Annotated in this window: 22 protein-coding genes, 2 tRNA genes and 1 other annotated feature; of the genes, 8 read left to right on the forward strand and 16 right to left on the reverse strand. The window is 36.0% G+C overall.

Annotated elements, in window-relative coordinates; translation table 11 throughout:
• Positions 1–37: 37 nt before the first annotated feature.
• The 4 genes from GH715_RS16640 to GH715_RS16655 are packed head-to-tail and all read left to right on the forward strand — an operon-like array spanning position 38 to position 4,029.
• Complete coding sequence (locus tag GH715_RS16640; RefSeq protein ID WP_153836286.1) at positions 38–1,519, forward strand: spore germination protein; 1,482 nt, start codon at positions 38–40, stop codon at positions 1,517–1,519.
• Between the two features lie 5 nt (positions 1,520–1,524).
• Complete coding sequence (locus tag GH715_RS16645) at positions 1,525–2,613, forward strand: GerAB/ArcD/ProY family transporter (protein WP_153836285.1); 1,089 nt, start codon at positions 1,525–1,527, stop codon at positions 2,611–2,613.
• Entirely contained in the window at positions 2,610–3,860 is a 1,251-nt protein-coding gene (locus tag GH715_RS16650) for a Ger(x)C family spore germination protein (protein WP_153836284.1), read from the forward strand. Before GH715_RS16645 ends, GH715_RS16650 begins: the two co-directional genes overlap by 4 nt.
• A gap of 1 nt (position 3,861) precedes the next feature.
• Entirely contained in the window at positions 3,862–4,029 is a 168-nt protein-coding gene (locus GH715_RS16655; protein ID WP_153836283.1) for a hypothetical protein, read from the forward strand.
• 280 nt (positions 4,030–4,309) lie between these two features.
• Here the strand turns inward: GH715_RS16655 and GH715_RS16660 are convergent.
• The 16 genes from GH715_RS16660 to dnaA all read right to left on the reverse strand — a co-directional run bounded on the left by GH715_RS16660 (position 4,310) and on the right by dnaA (position 23,281).
• Positions 4,310–4,386 (reverse strand) — tRNA-Arg (locus tag GH715_RS16660).
• Between the two features lie 94 nt (positions 4,387–4,480).
• Positions 4,481–5,311: a pyrroline-5-carboxylate reductase gene (gene proC, locus GH715_RS16665; RefSeq protein ID WP_153836282.1), complete on the reverse strand. Its 831-nt coding sequence runs from the start codon at positions 5,309–5,311 to the stop codon at positions 4,481–4,483.
• 344 nt (positions 5,312–5,655) lie between these two features.
• Positions 5,656–5,748, reverse strand: a tRNA-Ser gene (locus GH715_RS16670).
• A 157-nt stretch (positions 5,749–5,905) separates the two neighbouring features.
• Positions 5,906–7,180 carry a serine--tRNA ligase gene (gene serS / locus GH715_RS16675; RefSeq protein WP_153836281.1) on the reverse strand — a complete coding sequence of 425 codons (1,275 nt, stop codon included), beginning with the start codon at positions 7,178–7,180 and terminating at the stop codon, positions 5,906–5,908.
• Positions 7,181–7,281: 101 nt separating this feature from the next.
• Positions 7,282–7,494: a binding site (T-box leader), on the reverse strand.
• A gap of 37 nt (positions 7,495–7,531) precedes the next feature.
• A complete protein-coding gene (gene pdxT / locus GH715_RS16680; RefSeq protein WP_153836280.1) occupies positions 7,532–8,101 on the reverse strand; it encodes a pyridoxal 5'-phosphate synthase glutaminase subunit PdxT in 570 nt (189 codons plus the stop codon).
• Positions 8,102–8,121: 20 nt separating this feature from the next.
• Entirely contained in the window at positions 8,122–9,006 is an 885-nt protein-coding gene (gene pdxS / locus GH715_RS16685; protein WP_153836279.1) for a pyridoxal 5'-phosphate synthase lyase subunit PdxS, read from the reverse strand.
• A gap of 100 nt (positions 9,007–9,106) precedes the next feature.
• The gene (locus GH715_RS16690; RefSeq protein WP_153836278.1) at positions 9,107–10,453 is read right to left on the reverse strand and encodes a D-alanyl-D-alanine carboxypeptidase family protein; all 1,347 of its coding nucleotides are present in this window, start codon (positions 10,451–10,453) and stop codon (positions 9,107–9,109) included.
• Between the two features lie 268 nt (positions 10,454–10,721).
• Complete coding sequence (guaB, locus tag GH715_RS16695; RefSeq protein ID WP_153836277.1) at positions 10,722–12,194, reverse strand: IMP dehydrogenase; 1,473 nt, start codon at positions 12,192–12,194, stop codon at positions 10,722–10,724.
• Positions 12,195–12,981: 787 nt separating this feature from the next.
• On the reverse strand, positions 12,982–14,067 hold the full coding sequence (locus GH715_RS16700; RefSeq protein ID WP_240469407.1) for an HD-GYP domain-containing protein: 1,086 nt from the start codon (positions 14,065–14,067) through the stop codon (positions 12,982–12,984).
• A gap of 23 nt (positions 14,068–14,090) precedes the next feature.
• On the reverse strand, positions 14,091–16,565 hold the full coding sequence (gene gyrA / locus GH715_RS16705) for a DNA gyrase subunit A (RefSeq protein WP_153836275.1): 2,475 nt from the start codon (positions 16,563–16,565) through the stop codon (positions 14,091–14,093).
• A 62-nt stretch (positions 16,566–16,627) separates the two neighbouring features.
• A complete protein-coding gene (gene gyrB, locus GH715_RS16710) occupies positions 16,628–18,547 on the reverse strand; it encodes a DNA topoisomerase (ATP-hydrolyzing) subunit B (protein ID WP_194928286.1) in 1,920 nt (639 codons plus the stop codon).
• A 41-nt stretch (positions 18,548–18,588) separates the two neighbouring features.
• Positions 18,589–18,876, reverse strand: a complete 288-nt coding sequence (gene remB, locus GH715_RS16715) for an extracellular matrix regulator RemB (protein WP_018933829.1) — start codon at positions 18,874–18,876, stop codon at positions 18,589–18,591.
• 14 nt (positions 18,877–18,890) lie between these two features.
• Complete coding sequence (recF, locus tag GH715_RS16720) at positions 18,891–20,003, reverse strand: DNA replication/repair protein RecF (RefSeq protein WP_153836274.1); 1,113 nt, start codon at positions 20,001–20,003, stop codon at positions 18,891–18,893.
• Positions 20,004–20,028: 25 nt separating this feature from the next.
• Positions 20,029–20,253 carry a S4 domain-containing protein YaaA gene (yaaA, locus tag GH715_RS16725; RefSeq protein WP_018933827.1) on the reverse strand — a complete coding sequence of 75 codons (225 nt, stop codon included), beginning with the start codon at positions 20,251–20,253 and terminating at the stop codon, positions 20,029–20,031.
• Positions 20,254–20,592: 339 nt separating this feature from the next.
• On the reverse strand, positions 20,593–21,735 hold the full coding sequence (gene dnaN / locus GH715_RS16730; protein WP_153836273.1) for a DNA polymerase III subunit beta: 1,143 nt from the start codon (positions 21,733–21,735) through the stop codon (positions 20,593–20,595).
• A gap of 193 nt (positions 21,736–21,928) precedes the next feature.
• Positions 21,929–23,281 carry a chromosomal replication initiator protein DnaA gene (dnaA, locus tag GH715_RS16735; protein WP_163578727.1) on the reverse strand — a complete coding sequence of 451 codons (1,353 nt, stop codon included), beginning with the start codon at positions 23,279–23,281 and terminating at the stop codon, positions 21,929–21,931.
• Between the two features lie 589 nt (positions 23,282–23,870).
• Here dnaA and rpmH point away from each other — a divergent pair.
• The 4 genes from rpmH to jag all read left to right on the forward strand — a co-directional run bounded on the left by rpmH (position 23,871) and on the right by jag (position 26,002).
• On the forward strand, positions 23,871–24,005 hold the full coding sequence (gene rpmH / locus GH715_RS16740) for a 50S ribosomal protein L34 (RefSeq protein ID WP_018933824.1): 135 nt from the start codon (positions 23,871–23,873) through the stop codon (positions 24,003–24,005).
• Positions 24,006–24,092: 87 nt separating this feature from the next.
• Positions 24,093–24,437, forward strand: coding sequence for a ribonuclease P protein component (rnpA, locus tag GH715_RS16745; protein ID WP_153836271.1), 345 nt, complete (start codon positions 24,093–24,095; stop codon positions 24,435–24,437).
• Between the two features lie 114 nt (positions 24,438–24,551).
• The gene (spoIIIJ, locus tag GH715_RS16750; protein ID WP_153836270.1) at positions 24,552–25,340 is read left to right on the forward strand and encodes a YidC family membrane integrase SpoIIIJ; all 789 of its coding nucleotides are present in this window, start codon (positions 24,552–24,554) and stop codon (positions 25,338–25,340) included.
• Positions 25,340–26,002 (forward strand): RNA-binding cell elongation regulator Jag/EloR, encoded by a 663-nt coding sequence (gene jag / locus GH715_RS16755; RefSeq protein ID WP_163578728.1) that lies wholly within the window; start codon positions 25,340–25,342, stop codon positions 26,000–26,002. The genes spoIIIJ and jag overlap by 1 nt, the downstream gene beginning before the upstream one ends.
• The last annotated feature ends 131 nt before the right edge of the window (positions 26,003–26,133 follow it).

Raw genomic sequence — 26,133 nt, forward strand, 5'->3', positions numbered from 1 at the left:
CATTAAGGTGCGATTAATTCTGATAGGGAGTATCTTTATGCGTATTTTTTCAAGACAACAAAATAACAACTCTACTACATCGGAGAAAAAAATTATCGGTTCTTTATCTAGTAATATTCGAGAAATGAAGCAACTATTCTCTTATGATATTAATAAGGATTTTTCTCTGAGAACATTAACAACTCGCTTTAATAAAAGAGAAGCATGTATCTTTTATTATGGCTCAATTGTTGATGGTGAAAGAATTAACCTACACATTATCAAACCGTTATTAGAGAACGAGGGAGATGAGGTAAGTAACATTGTCTCGATCGAAAATATTGAAAAGATTAAAGAGTATGAAAAAGTGGTACAAAATATAAATAGTGGAAAAGCAATTCTGTTCATTGACGGAGATACAGATGCTTATGCAATGGATGTCGCCAACTTTCAGCATAGAGCCATTCCAAAATCCGAAAATGAGAGTGTTGTTAAAGGGCCACAAGATGCCTTTACAGAATCGCTAGACAATAATATTTCACTTATTCGTAAACAAATACATAATAATCAGTTAATTAATGAAGGGGTTCAAATAGGTATCCGATCACATGATGAAGTCAATCTACTTTATTTAAAGGACCTAGTCAATCAGGAACTATTAGATAATGTTAGAAAACGTATTAAGGAATTAGAAGTAGATAACGTTCGTAATATTGAGCTATTAGAGCAATATATAGAAGAACATCCTTATTCCTTAATTCCTACCATTCTCTATTCAGAAAAACCTGATAAGGCAGCTTCCTATATTGAAGATGGTTATATTGTACTTTTAATGGAGAGTTCCTCTGCCTGTCTTATTGTTCCAGTAACTTTTTGGTCTTTTTTTCATTCCCCTGAAGATCGTTATTTACGCTTTTTCTATGGGAATTTTACTCGGACCATTCGTTTTATATGCCTTCTATTATCTTTATTAGTTTCAGCAGCATTTGTCGCAATTACTAATTATCATAGTGAAATGTTACCTCCTGATTTACTTTTAGCAATCACTGGTTCAAGAGAAAGGGTTCCTTTTCCATTGATAATGGAAATACTTTTGATGGAAATTGCCTTTGAATTAATCCGAGAGGCGGGGCTCAGAATTCCAAATCCTCTTGGTCCAACTATTGGGATTGTTGGTGCTTTAATATTAGGACAAGCAGCAGTTGAAGCTAATATAATTAGCCCTATCATTGTTATCATTGTTGCATTATCTGGACTTTCTTCCTTTGCATTAGCTGATTTAAGTATTAATTATATGGTTCGATTAATGCGATTCATTTTTATTATTTGTGCTGGCTTTTGGGGGATGCTTTCCCTGACTGCAGCGTTCTTTTTATTTTTTATGTATGCTGCATCAATAAAGTCCTTTGGGGTTCCATTCTTTTCTCCTTTATCACCACATTATATTTCAACGAAGGATACTGTTTTTCGTCAATTCATTAAAAAGGAGAAGTTCCGTCCAGGTTACATTCGGCCAAAAGACCTCCAAAAGAAAAGGTGATCAACATGCAGAGTCATGGTTTTTTACGGACAAAAGAAATTGCTTCGATTGTTCTCATATTCGTAGCCATCAAGTTTGCTGATTCTACGCCGACTTTATTATCACAAAAAGCCCAAAATGGATTCTGGATCATTCCGGCAATATCTTTTATCGTTATTTTCCCTAGCTTTCTTGTTATGTTGTATCTATTAAAAAAATATGAAGATAAGCATGTAGTACAGCTCTGTGAAGCTATTACTGGAAAGTGGTTAGGGAAATTGATTGGATTGGTTTTCTTTTTATTTGCTTTCTCATCTATGGTGTTCGATGCCCGTAATTACATCGAACAAGTAAAAATGTTATATTTTCCAGAGTCTCCTACTGATTATATCTTTTTTATTTTTATTATCGTTGCTTTTTTCGGTGCGAAAAGAGGCATTGAAGTTATTGGCTATACTTCTCGAATTGCACTTCCGGTTATCAAATTCTCAGCATTATTAGTTATATTGCTCATATGGGAGGAAGTAGTAACAGAAAGAGTTTTTCCGTTTTTTGGTTCTAGCTTATCCATTATTGCAACTGAAGGAGTTAAAAAAGCATCAATCTTTGCCGAACTTTTCTTCGTATTGATTGCCTATAAAGCCACAAAGGAGACAAAGATGTTTCGAAGAGGTGCTATCATTGCAAGTATCATAGCGCTCGCAGAAATTTTGTTGTTCTATTTTATCTATATAACAGTGTTTGACTACAACTCGATTGAGAAAATTGCCTTTCCATTTCATGACATCATACAACGAATTGAATTTGGAGAATTTTTCACCAATATTGAAACTATTTTTATGGTTTTTTGGTTATTTGCTGCATATTTAAAATTTATTTATTTTCTTTATTTCACGGCTTGGTTTTTTGGAGCAGTCTTTAATATCGATAATTTTGAACCTTTATTATTACCTTTCGCCTTTCTGGTCATACTAATCGGGCTTTTACCGTTCAATTCAGCTCAAACACAATTGGTTTATCATGAACAGCTTTATACGCTTATGTCACCTTTTTTTATCATTCTCCCCTTCTTACTTTGGGTTGTGGCATGGCGTAAAGGAGATTTGCGACCATGAGATATTCTATTTTATTTATTATAATTAGTTTCTTAATCTTATTAGTTGGTTGTTATGATCGTATCGAATTAGAGAAACAATCTTATGTAATTGTGATTGGAATTGACAAAACAGATAAAAGAGGTGTTTATGAATTCACCTATAAAATTGCAAACCCAGAAGTGGGTTCAGCTTCTGTACCAAATACTCCTGATGAACCCGCAGCAGAAATCGTCACGGTCCAGGGAGTAGATATATTAAGTGCTACCTACACTGCTAATTCCATTGTATCCAAGCGTATAACATTAGATCAAACCAAGGTTATAGTAGCCTCTGAAGAGCTGGCTCGCTCCGAGGACTTTATGGGGGTTATTCAGTCCACTTCTAGATCCCCACAAATTAGAAGAGATGTACAATTGGTAGTAACAAAGGAAAAAGCAGTTGAATTTTTAAATAATAACGATCCATTAGTGGAAACTAGGCCTCATAAATACTATCAATTTATGTTAACTCGTGCTATCGAGACAGGAATTATTCCTGAAGCAACTATGCATCGTTTTTTTCAAATTACAGAGGGAGATGCTGACTTATTCTTGGGAATTTATGCCACAACTGAAAATGACAAAAAAGAACAACACAATGAAGGGATTGAAGATAAATATAAAGCAGGTGAAATTCCGCAACTGGGAGGTAGCCCTACCCAATTTATGGGGTCTGCTGTTTTTAAAGAAGGGCAGATGATTGATACAATAGACGGAGAAGAAACTAGACTAGTACATATGCTGGACAAAACGTTAAGAATGGAGGAATACATCGCTACCATCCCTGATCCAATATTGCCTGAGTTTTTTGTGTCTTATAATTATTCCCAAAAGAAAGAACCTATCATTAATATTGACTATTACCCTAACAAACCGACGGAAATAAATGTACATGTCAAGTTCCAAGCAGAAATTATTGCTGTTCCAAGTCTTATTCCCTATACTCAAAACCTAGAATACAGGAAAAAGTTAGAGGAGGAGATTGTCAAAAGGTTAGAGGATAAAACAGAAGCCTTTATCAAGAAGACACAGACAGAATATAGATCGGATCCCTTTTACTGGTCTTTAAACATTCGAAAACACTTCAAAGATATTAAGGAATATGAGAAGGCAGACTGGCATAAGAATATTTACCCCAATGCCAAAATTAATGTGACTTATGAGCTCGATACCTTAGAGTTTGGAAAAATGATTGATGATTCAGATCTCAACGAGGTGAGGGATTAAGATGATATCCTATTTATTTTATGGGACATTAACTCTGTTTATTTCCTATCGAACGATCGTTCACAGTATTCAAACATACCAAGAAGGTAATAAGGTTGGTGCCATAGCAGTCGGCATCATGGTTCCAATCATAATTACCTTTGTTATACTCATACTCAAAGTGAAATAAAGATCTTATCAAAAATTCTTAAATGAATATGTTAAAATACGTGGTAAAGCTACAGTAAAGAAATTAAATTCGCATTAACGAGAATGTTGTAAGGGATGGTATAAATGGTGGGCTGATTTAGCTTCCCAAGAAAGAATGTATGTGTAAAAGACGTGTAAATAATATCCATTTTATATCGAATTTTATCGGGCAACTAAAAAGTTAAAAAATGCACAATCATTGATATATCAAACTATGTTCAATCAAATAAAATAATCATTTTAAATAGAATATAACTTAATGGCGACCCCGAGAGGATTCGAACCTCCGACACCTTCTTTAGGAGAGAAGTGCTCTATCCTACTGAGCTACGGGGTCATGATATAAATACTTAATGAGACGATCAGGAGAGACACCACTTTATATCTTAATAAATCTTAAGATAAATGGCAAGGCTCTCCTTCTTCACTGTTTATTTTTCAAACATTTCTCTGAGTTCTTTTGATCTTTTAGTAGTCTGCTCTAAGCATGCAATGACTGCTTGTTGAAATTCATGTTGTGCTAATGTTTTAAGTCCTGCTTCTGTCGTACCACCAGGGCTTGTAATTTTCTTTCGTAATGTTGCCGGTGCCTCACTTGTTGTAGCTAACATCTCTGCCACACCTTTAATTGTTTGTGCCATTAAAGGCATCGCTGTTTCTTTATGCAATCCTTGTTCCTCTACAAATTTCTCCATTGCTTCCACCATGTAATAGTAAAACGCAGGTGCACTGCCTGCTAAAGCCGTATAAGCATCCATTTGCTCTTCTTCTATTAATGTTGTCGTACCAATGGATGTCATCAGTTGCTTTATTAAACCGACAGTTGAAATAGTAGCATATCGTCCTGCAGTTATCGTTGTAGCAGATTGTCCAATCATTGCCGATGTATTAGGCATAACACGGACAACTGCATTACGGAGACCTATTAGTTGCTCCATATATCGAGTAGAGATACCAGCCAATAATGATACAACAATTTTACTTTCACTTAGATACTGTTTTATTTCGGTAATAGCAGGTTGAATATCTTTTGGTTTCATCGCCAAAATAATGATATCACTTTGGCTAACGACATCTTTTTTCGATTGGGATGTTCGAATACCATATTTATTTTCTAATTCTGTTAAACGTTCTTTATTGGAATGATTAGTCGCAATGATTCGATCAGCAGAGACTATTTGTTTAGCAGTCATCCCAGCGATAATCGCCTCTGCCATAGAACCCGCACCTAAAAAAGCTATTCGTTTCTCTCGTAAATTCATCATAAGCCCTCCTTCATATGTATACTCTTCCCCTATTATAAATGATAACAAGAGGAGGGCAATAAGAAAAATAGATAATAAAAATTTGGTGAACGGACATTTAGTACGTTATTTGGTGAAATAACTGCCCATTTTCGATATTGACGGACATTTAATCCTTTATTTGGCTACTTTCGGTGAAAATTAGCGCTATTTTATATAAATAGCGGAATAGATGTCCGCGTAAATCCCAAAAAGCACATTTTTGTCACAAATAGCGGAACAAATGTCCGCGCACAAAAAAATCGCTATCTTATGATAACGATTCTCGTACATATATAATCTCCAATTTTGTGTTCAAATAATGGCGGAGGAGGAGGGATTCGAACCCCCGCGGGCCGTGAAGCCCCTGGCGGTTTTCAAGACCGCTCCCTTCAGCCGGACTTGGGTACTCCTCCGTATTTGCTGACGACAAGTAATAATATAGCATACTCCCAAAATAGAGTCAATAGTTTTTTTTCATCTATCTTAATTTTTTTCGGATAGATGCTATCTCACCGATAAGTGTAGCTAATGATCAGTGGGAGTAAACCCTCCACTGATCATTGTCTCACTTTATTGAATCACTGTTTTCCCACCCATATATGGTACCAATACTTCTGGAACTTTTACAGTACCATCTTCTTGTTGGTAGTTTTCAATAATAGCAGAAACGGTACGACCTACTGCTAATCCAGAACCGTTTAACGTATGAACAAATTCTGGTTTTCCTTTCTCTTCGCGACGGAATCGGATACCAGCACGTCTTGCTTGAAAATCTTCAAAATTAGAACAAGAAGAAATTTCACGGTACGTATCATTGCTTGGCATCCATACTTCAATATCGTATTTCTTTGCAGCCGTAAAACCTAGGTCAGCTGTGCACATACTCATTACACGATAAGGTAATTTTAACAGTTGAAGCACCTTTTCTGCATGCCCTGTTAATTCTTCTAATACCTGATAAGAATCCTCTGGTTTTACCAATTGCACCAATTCTACTTTGTTAAATTGATGCTGACGAATTAAACCTCTAGTATCTCGCCCTGCTGAACCTGCCTCAGAACGAAAATTACTACTATAAGCAGTGAATTTTTTTGGTAGTTCTTCTGCTTTTAATATTTCTTCACGATGATAATTCGTTACAGGAACCTCAGCAGTTGGAATTAAGAAATAATCCCAACCATCTACTTTAAATGCATCTTCTTCAAATTTAGGTAATTGACCCGTACCAGTCATACTTGCGCGATTTACCATATGTGGTGGTAATATTTCTTGGTAACCATGCTCATCAGCATGTAAATCCATCATAAAGTTGATGAGTGCACGTTCTAAGCGGGCACCTAAACCTTTATAAAAAACAAAACGGCTTCCTGTCACTTTTGCAGCTCTTTCGAAGTCTAATATGTCTAATTCTGTTGCTAGATCCCAATGTGGTTTTTCTTCAAAACCAAAGCTTGGTACTTCTCCCCATTTACGTACTTCTACATTATCATCTTCTGTCTCTCCAATAGGAGTAGACTCATGTGGGATATTTGGAATAGATAACATCAATAATTCCAGTTCTTCTTCTACTTGTCGAAGTTCTTGATCAATAGTTTTGATTCGATCGCCTACTTCACGCATTTCAGTAATCATGTCATCTGCATTTTTCTTTTCTTTTTTCAATAAAGAGATTTGTTTAGATACTTCATTTCGCTTCGCTTTCAATTGTTCTGTTTCAGCGATTAGATCTCTTCTTTTCTCATCAAGATCCCCAAAGCGATCCAAATCGGTTAAATCTTCCCCTCTGTGGGCTAATTTCTCTTTCACTTCAGCAAAATTTTTACGCAACATTTTCATGTCTAGCATAACCATTACCTCCTATTTTTCCATTTACATACTCTGAATTTTGATAAGTGCTTCCATACGGCCAAGCTGTAACATATAAAAAACTCCCGCCCCATACTGTTAGTAGGGACGAGAGTTTACCCGCGATACCACCCTGATTGGAGAATAGACTTCTCCCGGCTTCTTTCATCATAACGGCTTATCGCCGGGTACATGTACTATGATTTCCACGCACCACTCCAGGATGGATTCGCTTATCTTTTATACCGGTTTGCACCAACCACCGGCTCTCTTATATAAAACAATAAGCTACTAATTCCTGTCATTGCTTTTTCATATCAGATTTTCCATTAAACTATATTTGTTATTATATTATTTTTCCACCATTTTGACAAAGTATTCTGTTAAGCGATGATCATCTGTTAATTCTGGATGAAAAGCACTGCAGAGATAATGACCTTGTTGTGCTGCAACAATTTTATCCTGATAAGTAGCTAATACGTCTACTTCAGGTCCAACCTCCATGATGTATGGAGCGCGGATAAAGACTGCTTCAAATTGATCTGCAACACCTTTTATATCTATTTCAGCTTCGAACGATTCACGCTGTCTACCAAAAGCATTGCGTTCAACCTTCATATCCATTAATGATAAATGTGCATGATCTTGTCCAACAATATCATTTGCTAACAAGATAAGACCTGCACAAGTACCAAAAATCGGCTTTCCTTGTTTACCAAAGTCAACTAATGCCTCAAAAAAGTCATATTTATCGATGAGTCGACGCATCGTTGTACTCTCGCCACCAGGTATGATTAGTCCATCTATATCAGTTAATTGTTCTTTATACTTAATAATGATCCCTTCAGCTCCAGCTGCTTCAACGGAACGAATATGTTCACGAATCGCACCTTGTAAGCCTAAAACTCCGATTTTCATCATTACTTTTTACTCCTCACTACTTACCAACCACGATCTTGCATACGCTCTTCAGGAGCAATTGTACTAATTTCTAAACCTTTCATTGCTGTACCGATGCCTTTGGATACTTTTGCAATTAAGTCGTAGTCTTCATAATGTGTTGTTGCTTCTACAATCGCTCTTGCAAAATTAGCAGGATTATCTGATTTAAAGATACCTGAACCAACAAATACTCCATCTGCACCTAGTTGCATCATTAATGCTGCGTCTGCTGGAGTTGCTACACCACCCGCAGCAAAGTTTACAACAGGTAAACGGCCATTTTCTTTAATCTCAAGAAGTACTTCGTATGGAGCACCTAATTCTTTGGCATATGTCATGACTTCATCTTCATTCATATTAACTAGCTTACGAACTTGTGCATTTACTTCACGAATGTGGCGAACTGCTTCGACAATGTTGCCTGTTCCAGGTTCACCTTTTGTACGTAACATAGACGTACCTTCACCGATACGACGAGCTGCTTCACCTAAGTTACGGCAACCACATACAAATGGTACAGTGTAATCTCTTTTATTTAGGTGATACACTTCATCTGCTGGTGTTAATACTTCACTCTCGTCGATATAATCTACACCCATTGCTTCCAGTACACGAGCTTCTACAATATGACCGATACGGGCTTTTGCCATAACCGGAATAGAAACAGCATTCATCACTTCTTCTACAATCGTAGGATCTGCCATACGAGCAACTCCACCTGCTGCACGAATATCAGATGGCACTCGTTCTAATGCCATAACTGCTACAGCACCAGCTTCTTCAGCGATTTTTGCCTGTTCTGCATTGACAACGTCCATAATAACGCCGCCTTTTTGCATTTCTGCCATACCTCTTTTAACTCTATCTGTACCTACTTTAGACATTCTTATGTTCCTCCTAAAATTATGAACTATAAAACGATCTATTTCATCCTCTTACATTATATAACAAAAAATCTACAAATGCCAACTGCTGTCATCGGAATTAACTGAATAAACCTTTAAAGAAATCTACTACTGTTGTAAAAACATTTGCAAAGAAATCTCCGATCGCACCTAGCGCTAGCATAAACCAATTTTGTTTTTCAACCGCATCAGTCGTCACTAGATCTACTCGTTGATCCGCTGTATCTCCACCAATATAACCGTAATCTATTTCACCATTATACTGAAGAATTGCTTGTCCTATTTTTTCACCCTCTTCAAGTGGGGCTTTTAATGAGCCATCTTCTGTTAATTTATCTTCATCAAACTCATATCGTACATCATATAATTCTTCTTCACCAGTTTTGATCATCGTTTCAAACGCTGCTGCTGTTTCAACGCCTACTTCTTTTTCTTTCCCTTTTGAAACAGGAAGTTTAGACTCTCCTTCTAATTGAAAACCAGTTGGAAATAGTTCTGCTGTTTCGAATTGGGAAAATCCATATTCCATTAATTTTTTCGTTTCAATAAAACGTTCGCCTTCACTACTCGTTTTCATCACTACTGTAATAATGCGACGATCTCCTTGTTGGGCAGTACCTGTAAAACAATGTCCTGCAGCATCTGTATGACCTGTTTTCAAACCGTCTACACCTTCATATGAATATTGAGAAAAGTTATCATTATTCCAGTCTGGCAACATCCAATTCCAATTTTCTAACACTCTTCCATCTAATTCAGTTGTCGTCTTACTGGAATATTCCAAAGCCTCTGGATAATCATTAATAAGATGATAGGCTAGCAATGCTGAAGAACGTGCTGATAACAGGTTATCTTCATTTGGTTCCGTTCCCTCTGGGTGGTAATCACCTAAATCCGAATTCGATAAACCGGTAGAATTAACAAATTTATATTCTGGTAAGCCCATTTCTTCTGCTTTTTCATTCATCATTTTTACGAATTCGCCTTCTGAACCAGCTATTAACTCTGATAGTGCAACCGTTGTTCCATTATCAGAGTAAATTGCCATTGCTTCATATAATTCACGGACTGTATAGTCTTGATCCTGAATTAAACCAATTCCCGAAAAATTATTACCGGGAGATGCTAACCAATAAGCGTAATCACTAATTTGAGTAGTTGTATCCCAGCTGATTTGACCTTCATTAATGGCTTCTAGCACCAAATATTCCGTCATCATTTTCGTCATACTAGCTGGAGGTAATTTTAAATCAGATTGTTTCTCATATAAAACTTTCCCTGTGTTAGCATCGACGATGATAGCAGATTCTGCATTAATTTCTATATTCTCTGCGGCTTGTACTTGTAAACTATTCATAGAAAATGTAGTGATCATTAATAATGCAACCACTACCAAAATACTTATCTTTTTCATTACATCTTTCAATTTTCCTACCTCCGACTATTTTTTTGCACGAAACAATTTTATCACAACTAATTCAAATAGAAAATAACGCTTTATGACTATCATTAAGAAAAACCGGGAAAGCACACCCGGTCCTTTATAATATATCGATAGTATAAAGTAGTTATGTTGAGATGGATATTGGCCTTAACAACCGCTACGGCTTGCCCACTTCGCTTTATAGCTACATCAGATAAAGAAAACTTGGGTAATCCCAAGTTTTCCTCTACCTTTATAACCATTTATCGAATTATGATAAGGAATAGTTTGGCGATTCTTTCGTAATTTGAACATCATGTGGATGGCTTTCGCGTAATCCTGCCCCTGTCATACGAATAAATTTGGCATCATTTCGTAATGCTTCGATATCCGCAGCTCCACAATAACCCATACCAGATCTGAGACCACCAATTAATTGATGAACCGTATCGGCTAAAGGTCCTTTATAGGCTACACGGCCTTCAATGCCCTCTGGAACCAATTTCTTAGCATCCTGTGAGTCTTGGAAATATCGATCATTAGAACCAGATTTCATGGATGTTACAGATCCCATCCCACGATATACTTTATATCTTCTACCTTGGAAGATTTCCGTTTCACCAGGGCTTTCTGATACTCCTGCAAACAGGCTTCCTAACATAACAGCATGTGCACCAGCTGCAATTGCCTTGGCGATATCACCAGAGTACTTAATACCCCCATCAGCAATAATAGGAATATTATACTTTTGTGCTTCCGTTGCACAATCATTAACGGCTGTTATTTGAGGCACACCTACACCTGCTACCACTCTAGTTGTACAGATAGAACCTGGGCCAATACCTACCTTGATAATATTCGCCCCTGCTTCGATAAGTGCTCTTGTCGCTTCAGGCGTTGCGACATTACCAGCAATAATATCAATATCAGGGTATTTAGTTCGAACGCGTTTAACTTGTTCAATAACACCTTGTGAATGACCATGTGCTGTGTCAATAACTAATACATCTACACCAGCTTCTACTAGTTTATCAATACGCGTCATCGAATCTGCAGTTACGCCAACAGCAGCACCTGCTAATAAGCGTCCTTGCTTGTCCTTAGCAGAATGAGGAAACTCAATTACTTTTTCAATATCTTTGATTGTAATAAGTCCTTTTAACACATTATCATTATCAACTAGTGGCAATTTTTCAATTTTATGTTCTTGCAAGATTTTACTTGCCTCTTCTAAAGTTGTACCAACTGGTGCTGTTACTAAGTTTTCACTTGTCATCACATCAGCAATTTTAATCGAATAGTCTTCAATAAAACGTAAGTCACGATTGGTTAGAATCCCTACTAATTTTTGCTCTTCCTCATTATTTACAATAGGTACACCGGAAATACGGAATTTGCCCATTAAATGTTCTGCATCAAAAACTTGATGATCAGGCAATAGGAAGAATGGATTCGAAATAACACCACTTTCAGAGCGTTTCACACGGTCTACTTGTTCTGCCTGTTCTTCAATCGACATATTTTTATGAATAATACCGATTCCACCTTGTCTAGCAATCGCAATAGCCATCTTTGCTTCTGTTACAGTATCCATTCCCGCACTTAAAAATGGAATATTAAGCGTAATATTTTCTGATAGCTTTGTCTTAACTGATACATCTCTAGGTAGTACATTTGATTCCGCTGGTAATAATAACACATCGTCGAACGTTAAACCTTCTTTACTAAATTTATCTGTTCTCATCGGTGAACCTCCTTAAATTTTTTGGTTATATTGTGAAATAATGGATGGGAAATGAAGCTCTCTATTACTAGAGTTTCATCTATTTTTTGAGGGTTATATCCTTAACTATTGTTAATTACAATACGATATGTTTTAGGGTTTTTCAACCTTTTTTTTTCGCTATTCCACCCGCTTAAAATGGCGATATGATCAAATCAATAATGTAAGAGGTTACATTATGTAAATTTTTTTTACAATATTAATAGAAATAATACTATAGATACAAATTGTCTTGACTTAGCTTCCTTCCATTCTGACTAAAGATGAGTGCTCACATACGCTCCGGCAGAATACTGCGCTTTCCGTGGGCTCGGCTTCAGCTAACTTGGTGAAGAAGAGCACTTCACCAAGTGGATCTTCAGCTCTCGTGAGTCCCACAGGAGTCTCCGTATTCTGCCTACACTACATTTAGTGTTCTGAATTAGGAAGTGGAAAGAATTTTTGAGAATATATACGCTTGCTTCCCTCTCTTTTTTCCAGAACACTATTCGAAGCTGCGGAAAAATGCGACACTCCTGGGGGAACAGCGCGAGCCGAAGATCCACTTTGCAAAGTGTTTTTCTTTGCAAAGTTAGCTGAGGCCGTGCCCCCGGAAAGGGAGTATTTTTCCGCAGCGACGATTATGCACTCATCTAAATTCAGTACAGAGGAGAACAAATCCATGTCTAAGTTACTGTGCAGTATATGTATATGAATTTTGTGCACTATGTTTTTCATAAAAAAACAGGCAACCGTTGTGGTCACCTGTTTATTCTGTAATAATATTTTCAATAAAGATTGCTTGTTTTTCGTCTAGCTTAATGATTTCATCGCTATCCATTAATCTTACCATCGGCCTTGTTGGTTGATTGGAATCAACGAAAATAACATACGCCTCTTTACCAGTTGAGAGCATAACACGGGTACCGATCGTGTAATTCATAAGTGTATCAATAAATTTTTGCAATACTGAATAATCAAATTTTTGATACTTTAACTTCAACATTTCTTCCATCACCTTAAATGGTGATTGCTTTCTGCGATATACACGCTCTGACGTCATGGCATGGTAAGTATCACTAACGGCAATAATTTTAGCAAAAGGATGTATTTTCTCATCTTTTGCTCCAATTGGATATCCACTACCATCTATTCTTTCATGATGCTGTAATATCGCTAGTTTCATTTCTTTTGTTACATAAGGAATATCCTCAACCATTCGATAGGATAATGTCGGATGTTTCTTAATTTCCTCATATTCAGCAATGGTTAACCTTGATTCTTTCATGAGCCAATTTTCACTTAATTTAGCCATCCCACAGTCAGCCAAAATAGCTGCAAGCCCTACTTGGACCCAATCTTTTTGATAGCCTAGTTTTTTAGCAAGATGTGCGGATAGCAGGGCAATGGATACACCATGATGATAGAAATAGTCTTCTTTGGAAGCAAATTTATGCAATAAAAATAAATCTAAATTAATATTCTTTACATAATCAAATAATGGCATCATCAATTTTCTTACTTGATAGATATCAATAGAGCTTCCACCTTGCCATTTTTGAAACATTGCTTTGTAGCCCGATACAGCATTAAGGTATAAAGTCTCAAAGGAATCTCGCGAGTTCCCTTGGACATTATTTCGTGAATCATGCTCAGCATCGATAACTTTTTCAGGGGTAAAAAGACTCCCAGATGCTAATTTTTCCGATACCTCTACAGAATCAATATTAAAGTGTTTTAAAACATGAATATGTTCTTCTGTAATGACCGTATTTTTATCAATAATTGGATGCTTAGTTTTCCCTATTATTGGTTTAGTAACAATACATCCTGGTATGAGTTGTTGTGGATGCACCTGCAAATAGATCACACCCTTTACTATTTTTCTATCTCTTCTTCATTACCTTCTTCAACCATTTCTTCTTCACGATCAACCTTAGCTACTGTTGCAACTTTTTCCTCTTCCTGTAGTCGAATCAGTCGAACCCCTTGCGTATTTCGACCTGTCGTTGAGATACCTTCTACCTGCATACGAATGAGAACACCAGATACTGTCATAATCATAATATCCTCTTCAGTCGTTACATTCTTCACTGCTACGACTCTACCGGTTTTTTCGGTAATGTTTGCAGTAAATATCCCTTTACCACCACGATTGGTTCTACGATATTCGTCAACGGGTGTTCTTTTTCCATAACCATTCTCGGTTACGTTCAGTACATACTGGTCTTCCTCCAGAATTTCCATCGAAACAACCTCATCATCTTCACGTAATGAAATACCTTTGACACCTGCTGCTGTTCTTCCCATAGAACGGATTTGACTTTCTTCAAATCGAATGACATAGCCATTCTTAGTACCAATTAAAATATCTTTATCGCCATCTGTTAAACGAACAGAAATTAATTCATCACCTTCCCGCAAGTTTAGTGCAATCAAGCCACCTTTACGGATGTTTGCAAATTGAGGAAGTGACGTTCTCTTAGATATACCATATTTGGTTGTGAAGAATAAATACCAATCTTCCTTATACTCACTGACCGTGATAACGGCATTAATCCATTCACCTTGTTCGACTTCTAATAAATTGATAATCGGAATACCTTTAGCTGTACGATTAAATTCAGGAACTTCATACCCTTTCGAACGGTATACCTTTCCTTTATTAGAGAAAAACAGGACCGTATCATGTGTTGAACAAGAAACTAAATGTTCGACAAAATCATCATCATTCGTACCCATTCCCTGTACTCCACGACCACCGCGTCTTTGTGCTCGATAGGTCGAAGCAGGTAGACGTTTAATATAGCCTCTGTGTGTCAATGTGATAACAATACTTTCCTCAGGGATTAAATCTTCATCTTCAATCAGATCTATTCCACCGGATACAATTTCTGTTCTTCTTTCATCATTGTACTTCTCTTTAATTTCTAATAATTCTTCACGAATAATTTCGAGAATTTTCTCTTCATTCGCCAAGATTTCCTTCAATTCTTTAATTAACGCTACAATCTGGCTATACTCATCTTCAATCTTTTCCCGCTCTAAACCAGTCAGACGTTGTAGACGCATATCTAAAATAGCTTGCGCCTGTTTTTCGGACAAGTTAAATTGATTCATTAAGCCATCACGGGCAATTTCAGTTGTTTGGGATTGACGAATTAAAGTAATAATCGCATCAATATGATCCAATGCCGTCCGTAAACCTTCGAGGATATGTGCACGTGCTTCCGCTTTATTTAAATCATATTGAGTTCTTCTCGTAATAATTTCTTTTTGATGCTCTAAATAATATTCCAGACACTGTTTCAAGTTTAATACTTTCGGCTGTCCATCCACTAAAGCTAGCATGTTGATACCGAAAGACGTTTGTAAGGATGTCTGTTTATATAAATTATTTAATACGACGTTTGGATTCGCATCACGACGTAGTTCAATTACAATTCGCATACCATTACGGTCTGACTCATCTCGTAAATCAGTGATACCTTCAATACGTTTATCTCTAGCTAAATCAGCAATTTTTTCGACTAGCTTCGCTTTATTGACTTGATATGGAATTTCTGAAACAAGGATTCTTGATTTACCATTCGCTTGTTCTTCTATCTCTGTTTTGGCACGAATGGTAATGGATCCTTTACCAGTCTCATAGGCTCTTCTAATACCACTTCGACCCAAAATTTCACCAGCTGTCGGGAAATCAGGACCATAAATATATTCTTCCATTAATTCACTAATAGAAATTTCCGGATTCTGACTAATTGCTAAGATAGCGTCAATTGTTTCACCTAAATGATGTGGAGGGATATTAGTTGCCATCCCTACAGCAATACCAGAAGCACCATTCACTAACAGGTTAGGGAACTTAGCAGGTAATACTTTTGGTTCTCTTTCCGAACCATCATAGTTATCCATGTAATCAATCGTATCTTTATTAATATCCCGTAACATTTCCATTGAAATCTTAGACATTCTGGCTTCTGTATAACGCATTGCCGCTGGTGGGTCACCGTCTACTGAACCAAAGTTTCCATGGCCATCAACAAGCATATAGCGATAACTAAAATCTTGTGCCATTCTTACCATTGCATCATAGACAGCAGAGTCACCATGTGGGTGATACTTACCAATAACATCCCCAACAATACGAGCTGATTTCTTATATGCTTTATCCGCATGCATACCCTGGTCATTTAACGCATATAATATTCGACGATGAACAGGTTTCATCCCGTCTCGAACATCAGGTAATGCACGAGATACAATAACACTCATTGCATAATCTAAGAAAGATGTTCTCATTTCTTGCCCTATATTAATTTCTTGAACTTGTGGACGGTTTTGATCCACCATATTTGATTACCTCCTATTTCACTGCAGGAAGACGTGAAAATTGCTATTCTGTTCAAACTGGATTAGATATCTAAATTTTTAACATATACCGCATTATCCTGAATAAAATTACGGCGTGGCTCTACTTTATCTCCCATAAGCATGTCAAAAATTTGATCAGCCTCCATGGCATCTTCTAAACTTACTTGCAACAATGTACGTCCTTCAGGATCCATTGTTGTTTCCCACAGCTGTGTTGCATTCATTTCTCCTAAACCTTTGTAACGCTGTAAACCTGGTTTTGGCTGTTTAGGTAATTCTGCTAATAATTGATCTAGCTCTTTATCTGAATAGGTGTAATGTACAGCTTTACCTTGTTTGATTTGATAAAGAGGTGGCTGTGCAATATAGACATAACCATAATCAATCAACGGCCGCATAAATCGGAAGAAAAAGGTTAATAACAAGGTTCTAATATGTGCACCGTCAACATCTGCATCGGTCATAATAACAATTTTGTGGTAACGTGCTTTCGAAATATCAAATTCTTCGCCGATCCCGGTACCAAGCGCCGTAATAATCGAACGAATCTCATTGTTAGATAAAATTCTGTCTAACCTTGCCTTTTCAACATTCAATATTTTACCTCTGAGTGGCAAAATCGCTTGAAAATGACGATCTCGCCCTTGCTTGGCAGAACCCCCTGCAGAGTCTCCCTCTACAATATACAGTTCACTAATCGTGGCATCTCTTGACGAACAGTCAGCTAGTTTCCCTGGAAGATTAGAAACTTCCAAAGCACCTTTACGTCTTGTTAATTCTCTAGCTTTTTTCGCCGCCATTCTAGCTCTTGAAGCCATTAAGCCTTTATCAACGATAATTCTTGCTGTATTCGGATTTTCAAATAAAAACTTCGAAAATAGCTCACTAAAGGCTGAATCTGTAATCGTTCTTGCCTCACTATTACCTAGTTTCGTCTTCGTTTGCCCCTCAAATTGTGGATCGGGATGCTTAACAGAGATAATCGCTGTTAAACCTTCTCTTACATCATCACCGGTTAAATTCGGATCGTTTTCTTTGAATAAGTTATTTTTTCGCGCATAATCATTAATAACACGAGTAAGACCCGTTTTAAAACCTGATTCATGTGTACCACCTTCATGGGTACTAATATTATTGGCAAATGAATAGATGTTGCTTGCGAATCCATCATTGTATTGTAATGCTACTTCTACTTGAATATTATCTTCTTCTTTTTCTGCATAAAATGGCTCATGTAATACTTCTTTCGAACGGTTCAAATGCTCTACATATGATCCTATTCCACCTTCATAATAAAAGGTTTCTGGTTCACTGTCTTCACGATTATCTTGAATAGAAATTCGTAAACCTTTATTCAGGTAGGCTAATTCCCGTAACCTTGTCGCTAAAGTTTCATAGTTATATTCAGTAGTTTCTGTAAATATTTCAGGATCTGGTTTAAAACGGGTTCTAGTTCCAGTGATATCCGTTTCACCAATTACTTCTAATTCTTTGTTCAATTTACCGCGTGAAAAGCTAATATAATACAATTTCCCATCACGGTGGACATATACTTCTAGTTCAGTAGCTAAAGCATTTACGACGGAAGCCCCAACTCCGTGCAGACCACCTGATACTTTGTAACCACCGCCACCAAATTTTCCACCAGCATGTAGGACAGTCATAATGGTTTCTACTGCAGGTCGACCTGTCTTCTCATGTAAACTTACTGGGATTCCACGACCGTTATCGACTACTGTTATACTATTATCTTTTTCAATAAAAACCTCGATATGATCACAGTAACCTGCCAGTGCTTCATCGATACTGTTATCAACAATCTCCCAGACTAAATGATGAAGTCCTTTTTCATTGGTAGACCCAATGTACATTCCCGGCCTTTTTCGTACTGCTTCCAAGCCTTCTAATACTTGAATTTGATCTGCATCATAGGCTTGTTCTAGTGGCGTATTTTCTTCCATTGTCAATTCAATCACCTACATTCTCTCTCATTGATTATCTTTTATTCTTCATCACCATTTTCAGAATAATCCTCTAATCTGCTGATAGTGGAAATCATACTGGCTCTTTTCTTTAATGTTAAAACCGATAACGGGCTATAATATACTTTATCAGCAGTAATTACTACTGCCTTTGTTACATCTTCTTCTGATACAACGACTTGTTCATTCTCTTTCAGTTCTTCTAGCATCTCCTCGTTGATCGTAGAGGAAGTTACTAAACTGTAATCAATTATTCCTATCACATCTTTAGATTGAATAACATGGTCATCTCCAATGTGAATAAACATAATATCCCTACTTTTTACTCGATTATTTTTCCGTTATCTATTCTAAAAATCTCCGCCTTCTCCAATGTCTGATGATGAATACCATCCACACTGGTTGTAGAGACAAAGGTTTGGACTTTTCCTTCAATCGTATCTAATAAATGGGACTGTCTGAAATCATCTAATTCACTTAAGACATCATCTAAAAGCAAAATAGGATAATCATTAATTTCCTGATAGATCAGTTCTATCTCTGCGAGTTTCAAAGATAACGCAGTTGTTCTTTGCTGCCCCTGTGACCCAAACGTTTGAACATTTTTATCATTAACATAGAAGACTAAATCATCTCTGTGTGGACCTATTAAGGTTGTACCACGCTCAACTTCTTTCGTTTCTAATTTCTCAAATGTCTCTGCTAGAACTGTTCCTATTTTTTCCTTTTCATCCGTCTCTGATACATCAATAGTAGGAGCATATTGTAAATCCAAATCTTCAATTCCTCTGCTGATTCCTCGATGTATCTCGTTTGCCCAGGTACGCAGGCGCTTCATGAACATAAAGCGTTTTTCTAAGATAATAGCAGCATGTTCAATCAATTGCTCTGTCAGGACACGTAACATGGTGAGATCATTTGATTTACGTTTTTGCAATTGCTTTAATAAATGATTTCGTTGTTTTAGGATTTTGACATATTGTCCAAGATGATAGATATAGATCGGTTGGATTTGGCCTATTTCCATGTCAATAAAACGTCTTCTAATTTGAGGACTCCCTTTCACAAGATTTAAATCCTCAGGTGCGAACATCACAATGTTTAAAGCACCAATATAATCACTAAGACGTTTTTGTTCTAAATGGTTTAATTTAGCTTTTTTACCTTTATTGGTAATTTGTATTTCCAGTGGGAATTGTTGCTTTCTTTTGAATACACTACCTTCTATTTTAGCATAATTTTGCTCCCATTGGATTAATTCTTTATCTTTTGTGGTTCGATGTGATTTGGAGAATCCTAACACATAAATAGCTTCCATTAAGTTTGTTTTGCCTTGAGCATTTTCTCCAATAATCACGTTTATTTTATCATCGAATTGAACAGATAACTGATCATAGTTACGATAATGATTTAAACTTAATTGTTGTATATACATTCGAATTTCCTTCCGAATTTAACCTTTATTCCGCGCTTTTTGTTACTACGAACGTACCAACATCTTCTACGTAGACTGTATCCCCAGGATAAAGTTTTTTACCACGACGTGTCTCTAATTCGTCATTCACATAGACACCATTTTCTTGTAAAAAAACTTTAATCATACCACCTGATTCGAGTATATTGGCTAATTTCAAAAATTGTCCTAAAGGGATATAATCTGTTGAAATTTCAATTTTTTCTTCCATCATTTCACCTACTTTGTTATTAAGAAAGATATTGGTTATTAGTATAGCCCTTCTATCTATTTTACTAAACATTTGCTAAATATAAAAGTAAACCTACTAATTATTTTTTTCTAATGGGGAATATGTTGATAATCTAATTTTTTCGGATTCGCAAATATGGAATATATTCCCTTATCATAGGGGGGGTGCCTTCGTTAAGTGCTCTACAACATATATCAGGGCTAAAATATGACATTGATATCTCTGGAAAAGTTGTTTCTCACCTTATAAAGAAAAAAATACACGCGCTTCAGTGATAATGAAACGCGTGTATACTTTTTCAACTAACTTGTTTATTAATTAAAATGTTCTTACTGGTAAAATAAGTTGTAAAATTTGGTCGTGATCGATTGGTTTGATAATGAATGGGCGCATGGCTCCGGTAAATTCAATTTTAACTTGTTCTGTTTCCATTATTTTTAATGCATCAATCATATATTTGGAACTGAATGAAATCTTTAATTCTTCTCCATCCATACTTGCTACGGTTATTTCTTCTTCTACCTTACCGATCTCTGGAGAATTACTAGAGATCTCTACGATTTGCTGGTCCTTTGTTTGTAATCTGATCACATTATTATGATTATCTTTAGCAAGTAATGATGCACGGTCAACTGCTTGTAGTAGTGTTTTCGTATCAGCATGGATCACTGTTTTACTTTCTTCCGGGATTAACCGTGATGTTTCTGGATATTTTCCATCCAGTAAACGGGATAAAAAGTATAAGTGATTCGTTTGAAATGCGATTTGATTTTCACTAATGCTAATTTGAATTTTATCTTCCGTATCATCGAGAATTTTGCTTAGTTCATTTAAGCTTTTACCTGGTATGACAACTTGTTCAAAAGGAAATTCAGCGATGCTTTCTTGTAAAGGTAATTTACTTGCTGCTAAGCGGTGACTATCTGTTGCAACAAAGTGCAGTTGCTCACCTTCCACTTTAATATTAACTCCCGTTAAAATCGGTCGTGTTTCAGACGTGGATACCGCAAATACCGTTTGTTTAATCATATTTTTTAATAGATTAATCGGTAATTCAAAATTGGTTTCCGTGTTAATTTGTGATATCTGTGGATATTCTTCTGCATCTTGTCCATTCAAATGAAACTCAGCATGACCAGATTGAATCGTGATTTGCAATTGTTCATCTACTTCTATTTGAACACTTGGAGAAGGTAATTTTCTTATAATTTCAGGAAAATACTTCGCATGAACAATAATTTCTCCTTGCTCAATTTCGTCAATATATTGAATTCCTTCTTCTTCTACTGGAATAAAAGATTCAATTGTAATATCGGAGTTGCTACCGGTTAATGTTATACCATTATGGGTCGATTGAATTTTTAAACCAGCCAAAATAGGAATCGCCGTTTTCGATGAAATAGCTTTTGTTACATGTTGAATACTTTCCATTAATTTGTCTCTGTTTATTACAATTTTCATTCTAATCCTCCTTGAGGAATATATTTATTTATTATTAATATAATACCGTAATAATAGTAATAGGGCATGTGATTATGTGGATAACTCAAAAAAACTGGTTGTCTAAAAGTTATCCAGATGTGAATAACTTGTTTGCATGTTTGTTTACTTTATCCACAATACCCACAAGTATAAAGTAGCATGTATGATTAGTTTACATGGATTTTAATTGTTCTTTTATTTCTTCAATTTCTTTACTTAATAATTCATCTGTCCCCATTAACTTGGAGATTTTTTCATGTGCGTGAATAACGGTTGTATGGTCTCTTCCACCAAATTCTTCGCCTATTTTAGGAAGTGAAAAATCGGTTAGTTCTCTGGATAAATACATAGCAATTTGTCTTGGGAATGCAATAGACTTCGTACGCTTTTTAGCAGAGAATTCTTCAAGTTTTACGTTATACCTTTTTCCGACTTCTTCTTGAATATGCTGTATCGTAATTACTTTTGGTCTGGAGGAAGGGATAATATCCTTTAACGCTTCAGCTGCTAACGATGCATCGATATCCTGATTGATAAGCGATGAATAGGCAACTACTCGTATTAAGGCACCTTCTAACTCTCTAATATTCGTGTCAATTTGATTGGCAATATACAGCATCACTTCATTAGGTATATCTAAACCTTCTGCTTTCGCTTTTTTTCTAAGTATCGCAATTCTTGTCTCCAAATCAGGCGGGGTAATATCGGTAATAAGTCCCCACTCAAAACGAGAACGCAATCGATCCTCTAATGTTGGAATTTCCTTCGGTGGCCTATCACTGGAGATAATAATTTGCTTATTTTCTTCATGTAACGTATTAAATGTATGGAAAAATTCTTCTTGAGTTTGTTCTTTTCCAGCTAGGAATTGAATATCATCAATTAATAAGACATCAACATTACGATATTTATTACGAAAATTGACAGCTTTATTATCGCGAATAGAATTGATAAATTCATTCGTAAACTTTTCAGATGAAAGATAGACAACTTTTGCAGTTGGATTGTGATCTAATACATAATGTCCGATCGCATGCATTAAGTGTGTTTTGCCAAGACCAACACCACCGTAAATAAACAACGGATTATATGCTTTTGCCGGTGCTTCTGCAACTGCTAAAGATGCTGCATGAGCAAACCTGTTACCAGAACCAATAACAAATGTTTCAAAAGTGTATTTGTCATTTAACATCGATTTAGGCGATGTTTCATTACTTTGCGTTGGTACGGATTTTTTCTTTTTCATTTGCGTAAATTCTTCTGTTGTGTCATCTGTACTTTCTGGAATGACAAATTTCACTGCTAATTTTGCTCCGGTTAGTTCATATAAGGCATCTGCGATAATGGTTGTATATCTCGATTCTAGCCAATCTCTTGTAAATTCATTTGGAGCAGAGATAATTACCGTATCTTCTTTTAATTGATCTACAGAAGTATTTTTTAACCAGGTATCATAGCTTGGTTTACTAACTTTATCCTTAATTAATTCTAGCGTGTTTCTCCATAAATCTTCGATGTTTTCCACGAAAAACCCTCCTTTCATAAGGCAACAATAGGAAGTATACATGCATAATAACTTGTGGATAGATATACATTGATAAAAAAGCGGAAAACCTAAAAATTAAGTTTTCCACATTAATGTGTATAAACTAATATACAAGCTGTGAACTTTTGTCCACACTATATCCACAAACTGTGGATAAGACTAAACCTGAAGAATTTTATTCACAAACTAAAACACAAATATAATATCAAATAAAGCCGAATAATGCAATGTTTTCTCTACACTTATCCACAACTTAGACAAATTGTGACTATTATCTTTACACATGGTCTTATTTTGTGAGTAATTTGTCGACAAAGCATTGAAAAAGTCGTTTTGTTCTATGAAACTTATCCACACAACGCTGTAATAGTACAGTTTGAAACGAATTTTGTTATAGTACAGGCTGGAGGTTGATTTGATATTAATGTTTGTTTCATTTAGAATGAATAGTGTAAAGATCTTAAGTTTTTTAGAACAGGGCATTGACATCAGAAATGATTTATAAGTATAATGAGTAAGACTGTCTAATCGATTATGATTATTAGATTCCTCAGGGAGGTGCATATAAATGAAACGTACATTTCAACCAAATAACCGTAAACGCAAAAAAGTTCATGGATTCCGTGCGCGTATGAGCACTAAAAATGGACGAAAAGTTCTTGCTCGTCGTCGTAAGAAGGGTAGAAAAGTATTGTCTGCATAGGCCACTGATACACTCAGTGGTCTTTTTCCATGTACGGCATAACTTTTAAGAATTAGAATTGTTTTCTTTAATGGAGGCGCGCTAGTAATGAAGAAAGCATGGAGAATTAAAAAGAATAGTGAATTTCAAGAGGTTTTTAAGAAGGGCGCTTCTTTTGCTAATCGACAACTAGTCATTTATTATTTACATAAAGGACAACAACAACATTACCGAGTTGGATTGTCTGTAAGTAAAAAAATTGGGAACGCTGTAGTACGCAATCAAGTAAAGCGCTATATTAGACAAGCTTTTCTTGAATTAGATAAAAATATAAAAAGTGATTATGATATAATTATTATTGCTAGACAACCAACGAAAGAAATGGATTTTCATGAATTAAAAAAGAGTATCAATCATTTACTTTATAAAACAAAACTTTTAATAAACAAATGAACGTTTTGTTAATAATTTTTTTTTATACCATTATAACTAGCTTGTTGATAGAGAATAATGGTAAAATGAGAAACTATAAACAAACGTGAAGTGAAGGAATTAAGGAGGATAACGATGCGTAAGAAGCTCCTATTATTATTGGGCTTAGTCGGAGTGCTAGTATTACTATCTGGCTGTACGGAGATTGATCAAGATATTACTGCAGAAAGTGAAGGGATATGGAATAGTTATTTTGTTTATCCATTATCATGGTTAATCGTAAAAGTTGCAGAATTTTTTAATGCGGAATATGGCTATGGTCTTTCTATTGTTTTAGTCACGCTGCTAATCAGATTAATATTACTCCCGCTAAACATTAAACAATTAAAAAGCTCCAAAGCAATGCAAGAAATTCAACCTGAACTACAAAAAATTAGAGAAAAATATAGTTCTAAAGATCAACAAACACAACAAAAGTTACAACAGGAAACAATGGAGTTGTTCCAGAAAAATGGTGTTAATCCGTTAGCAGGTTGTTTGCCAATCATTGTTCAAATGCCTATTTTGATTGCATTTTATCATGCAATTATGCGTACAGGTGCACTTGATAATCATGATTTTTTATGGTTCCAATTGGATTCACCAGATCCTTACTATATTTTGCCAGTCCTTACAGCCGGATTTACTTTCTTACAACAAAAGTTAATGATGGCAGGAACAACAACGCAACAAAATACAATGATGCCTCAAATGACAATGATGCTTTATATTATGCCGATTATGATTGGGGTGTTCGCAATTTTCTTCCCATCAGCATTGGCACTTTATTGGGTAGTAGGTAATATCTTCATGGTATTTCAAACATTACTTATTAAAAATCCAATGATGAAACGTGATGAGGCAAATGCAGGAGGAAATAAATAGTGAGACAGATAACTGCTACTGGACAAACTGTAGATGAAGCGGTCCAATCAGCATTAAGGCAGTTAAACATCACAGAGGACCAAGCAGAAATTGAGGTAATTGATGAGGGGAAAAAGGGTTTATTAGGATTATTCGGTTCAAAACCTGCGATTGTGAAAGTCGCGAAAGCGCAAGAATCAGTTGAAGAGCTTCCGGCGAAGGAAGTCGAACTAGAAGAAGATCCTGTCGAAAAGGTTCAGAAGTACGTAGAAAAGATTATTGCTGAGTTTGAGGTCGAGGTAAATGTTAAAGCAGAGGTAGAACAAAATGTTGTGACATTGCAATTGACTGGAGAAAAGATTGCGTTATTAATTGGAAAACGAGGTCAAACATTAAATGCTATTCAATATCTTGCGCAATTGGCGATACATCAATATGCTGATAAATATTATACGGTAGTAGTTGATGCTGAAGGATATCGTGAAAGAAGACGAGAAACTTTGATATCATTGGCGGACAGATTGGCTGACCGTGCTAGTCAGACGAAGAGAGATGTAAAAATCGAGCCAATGCCGTCGTTTGAACGAAAAGTGATTCATACAGCATTACAAAACAGAAAAGACGTCGAAACAGATTCACAAGGAACCGAACCCAACCGCTACGTAGTAATTAAACCGAAATAAATAGCTTGTCACGGAAACGAGTAATCAACACGATTGCTCGTTTTTTTATGAGCGAAAGAAAATACAACGGAGTAGAATTCATATACTGCGCAGTACTGCATTAAGAGATAATTTTGAAATATGTCGTGATG

Origin of the sequence: Gracilibacillus thailandensis (assembly GCF_010994055.1) — a bacterium.
GTDB classification, from domain to species: Bacteria; Bacillota; Bacilli; order Bacillales; family Amphibacillaceae; genus Gracilibacillus; species Gracilibacillus lacisalsi.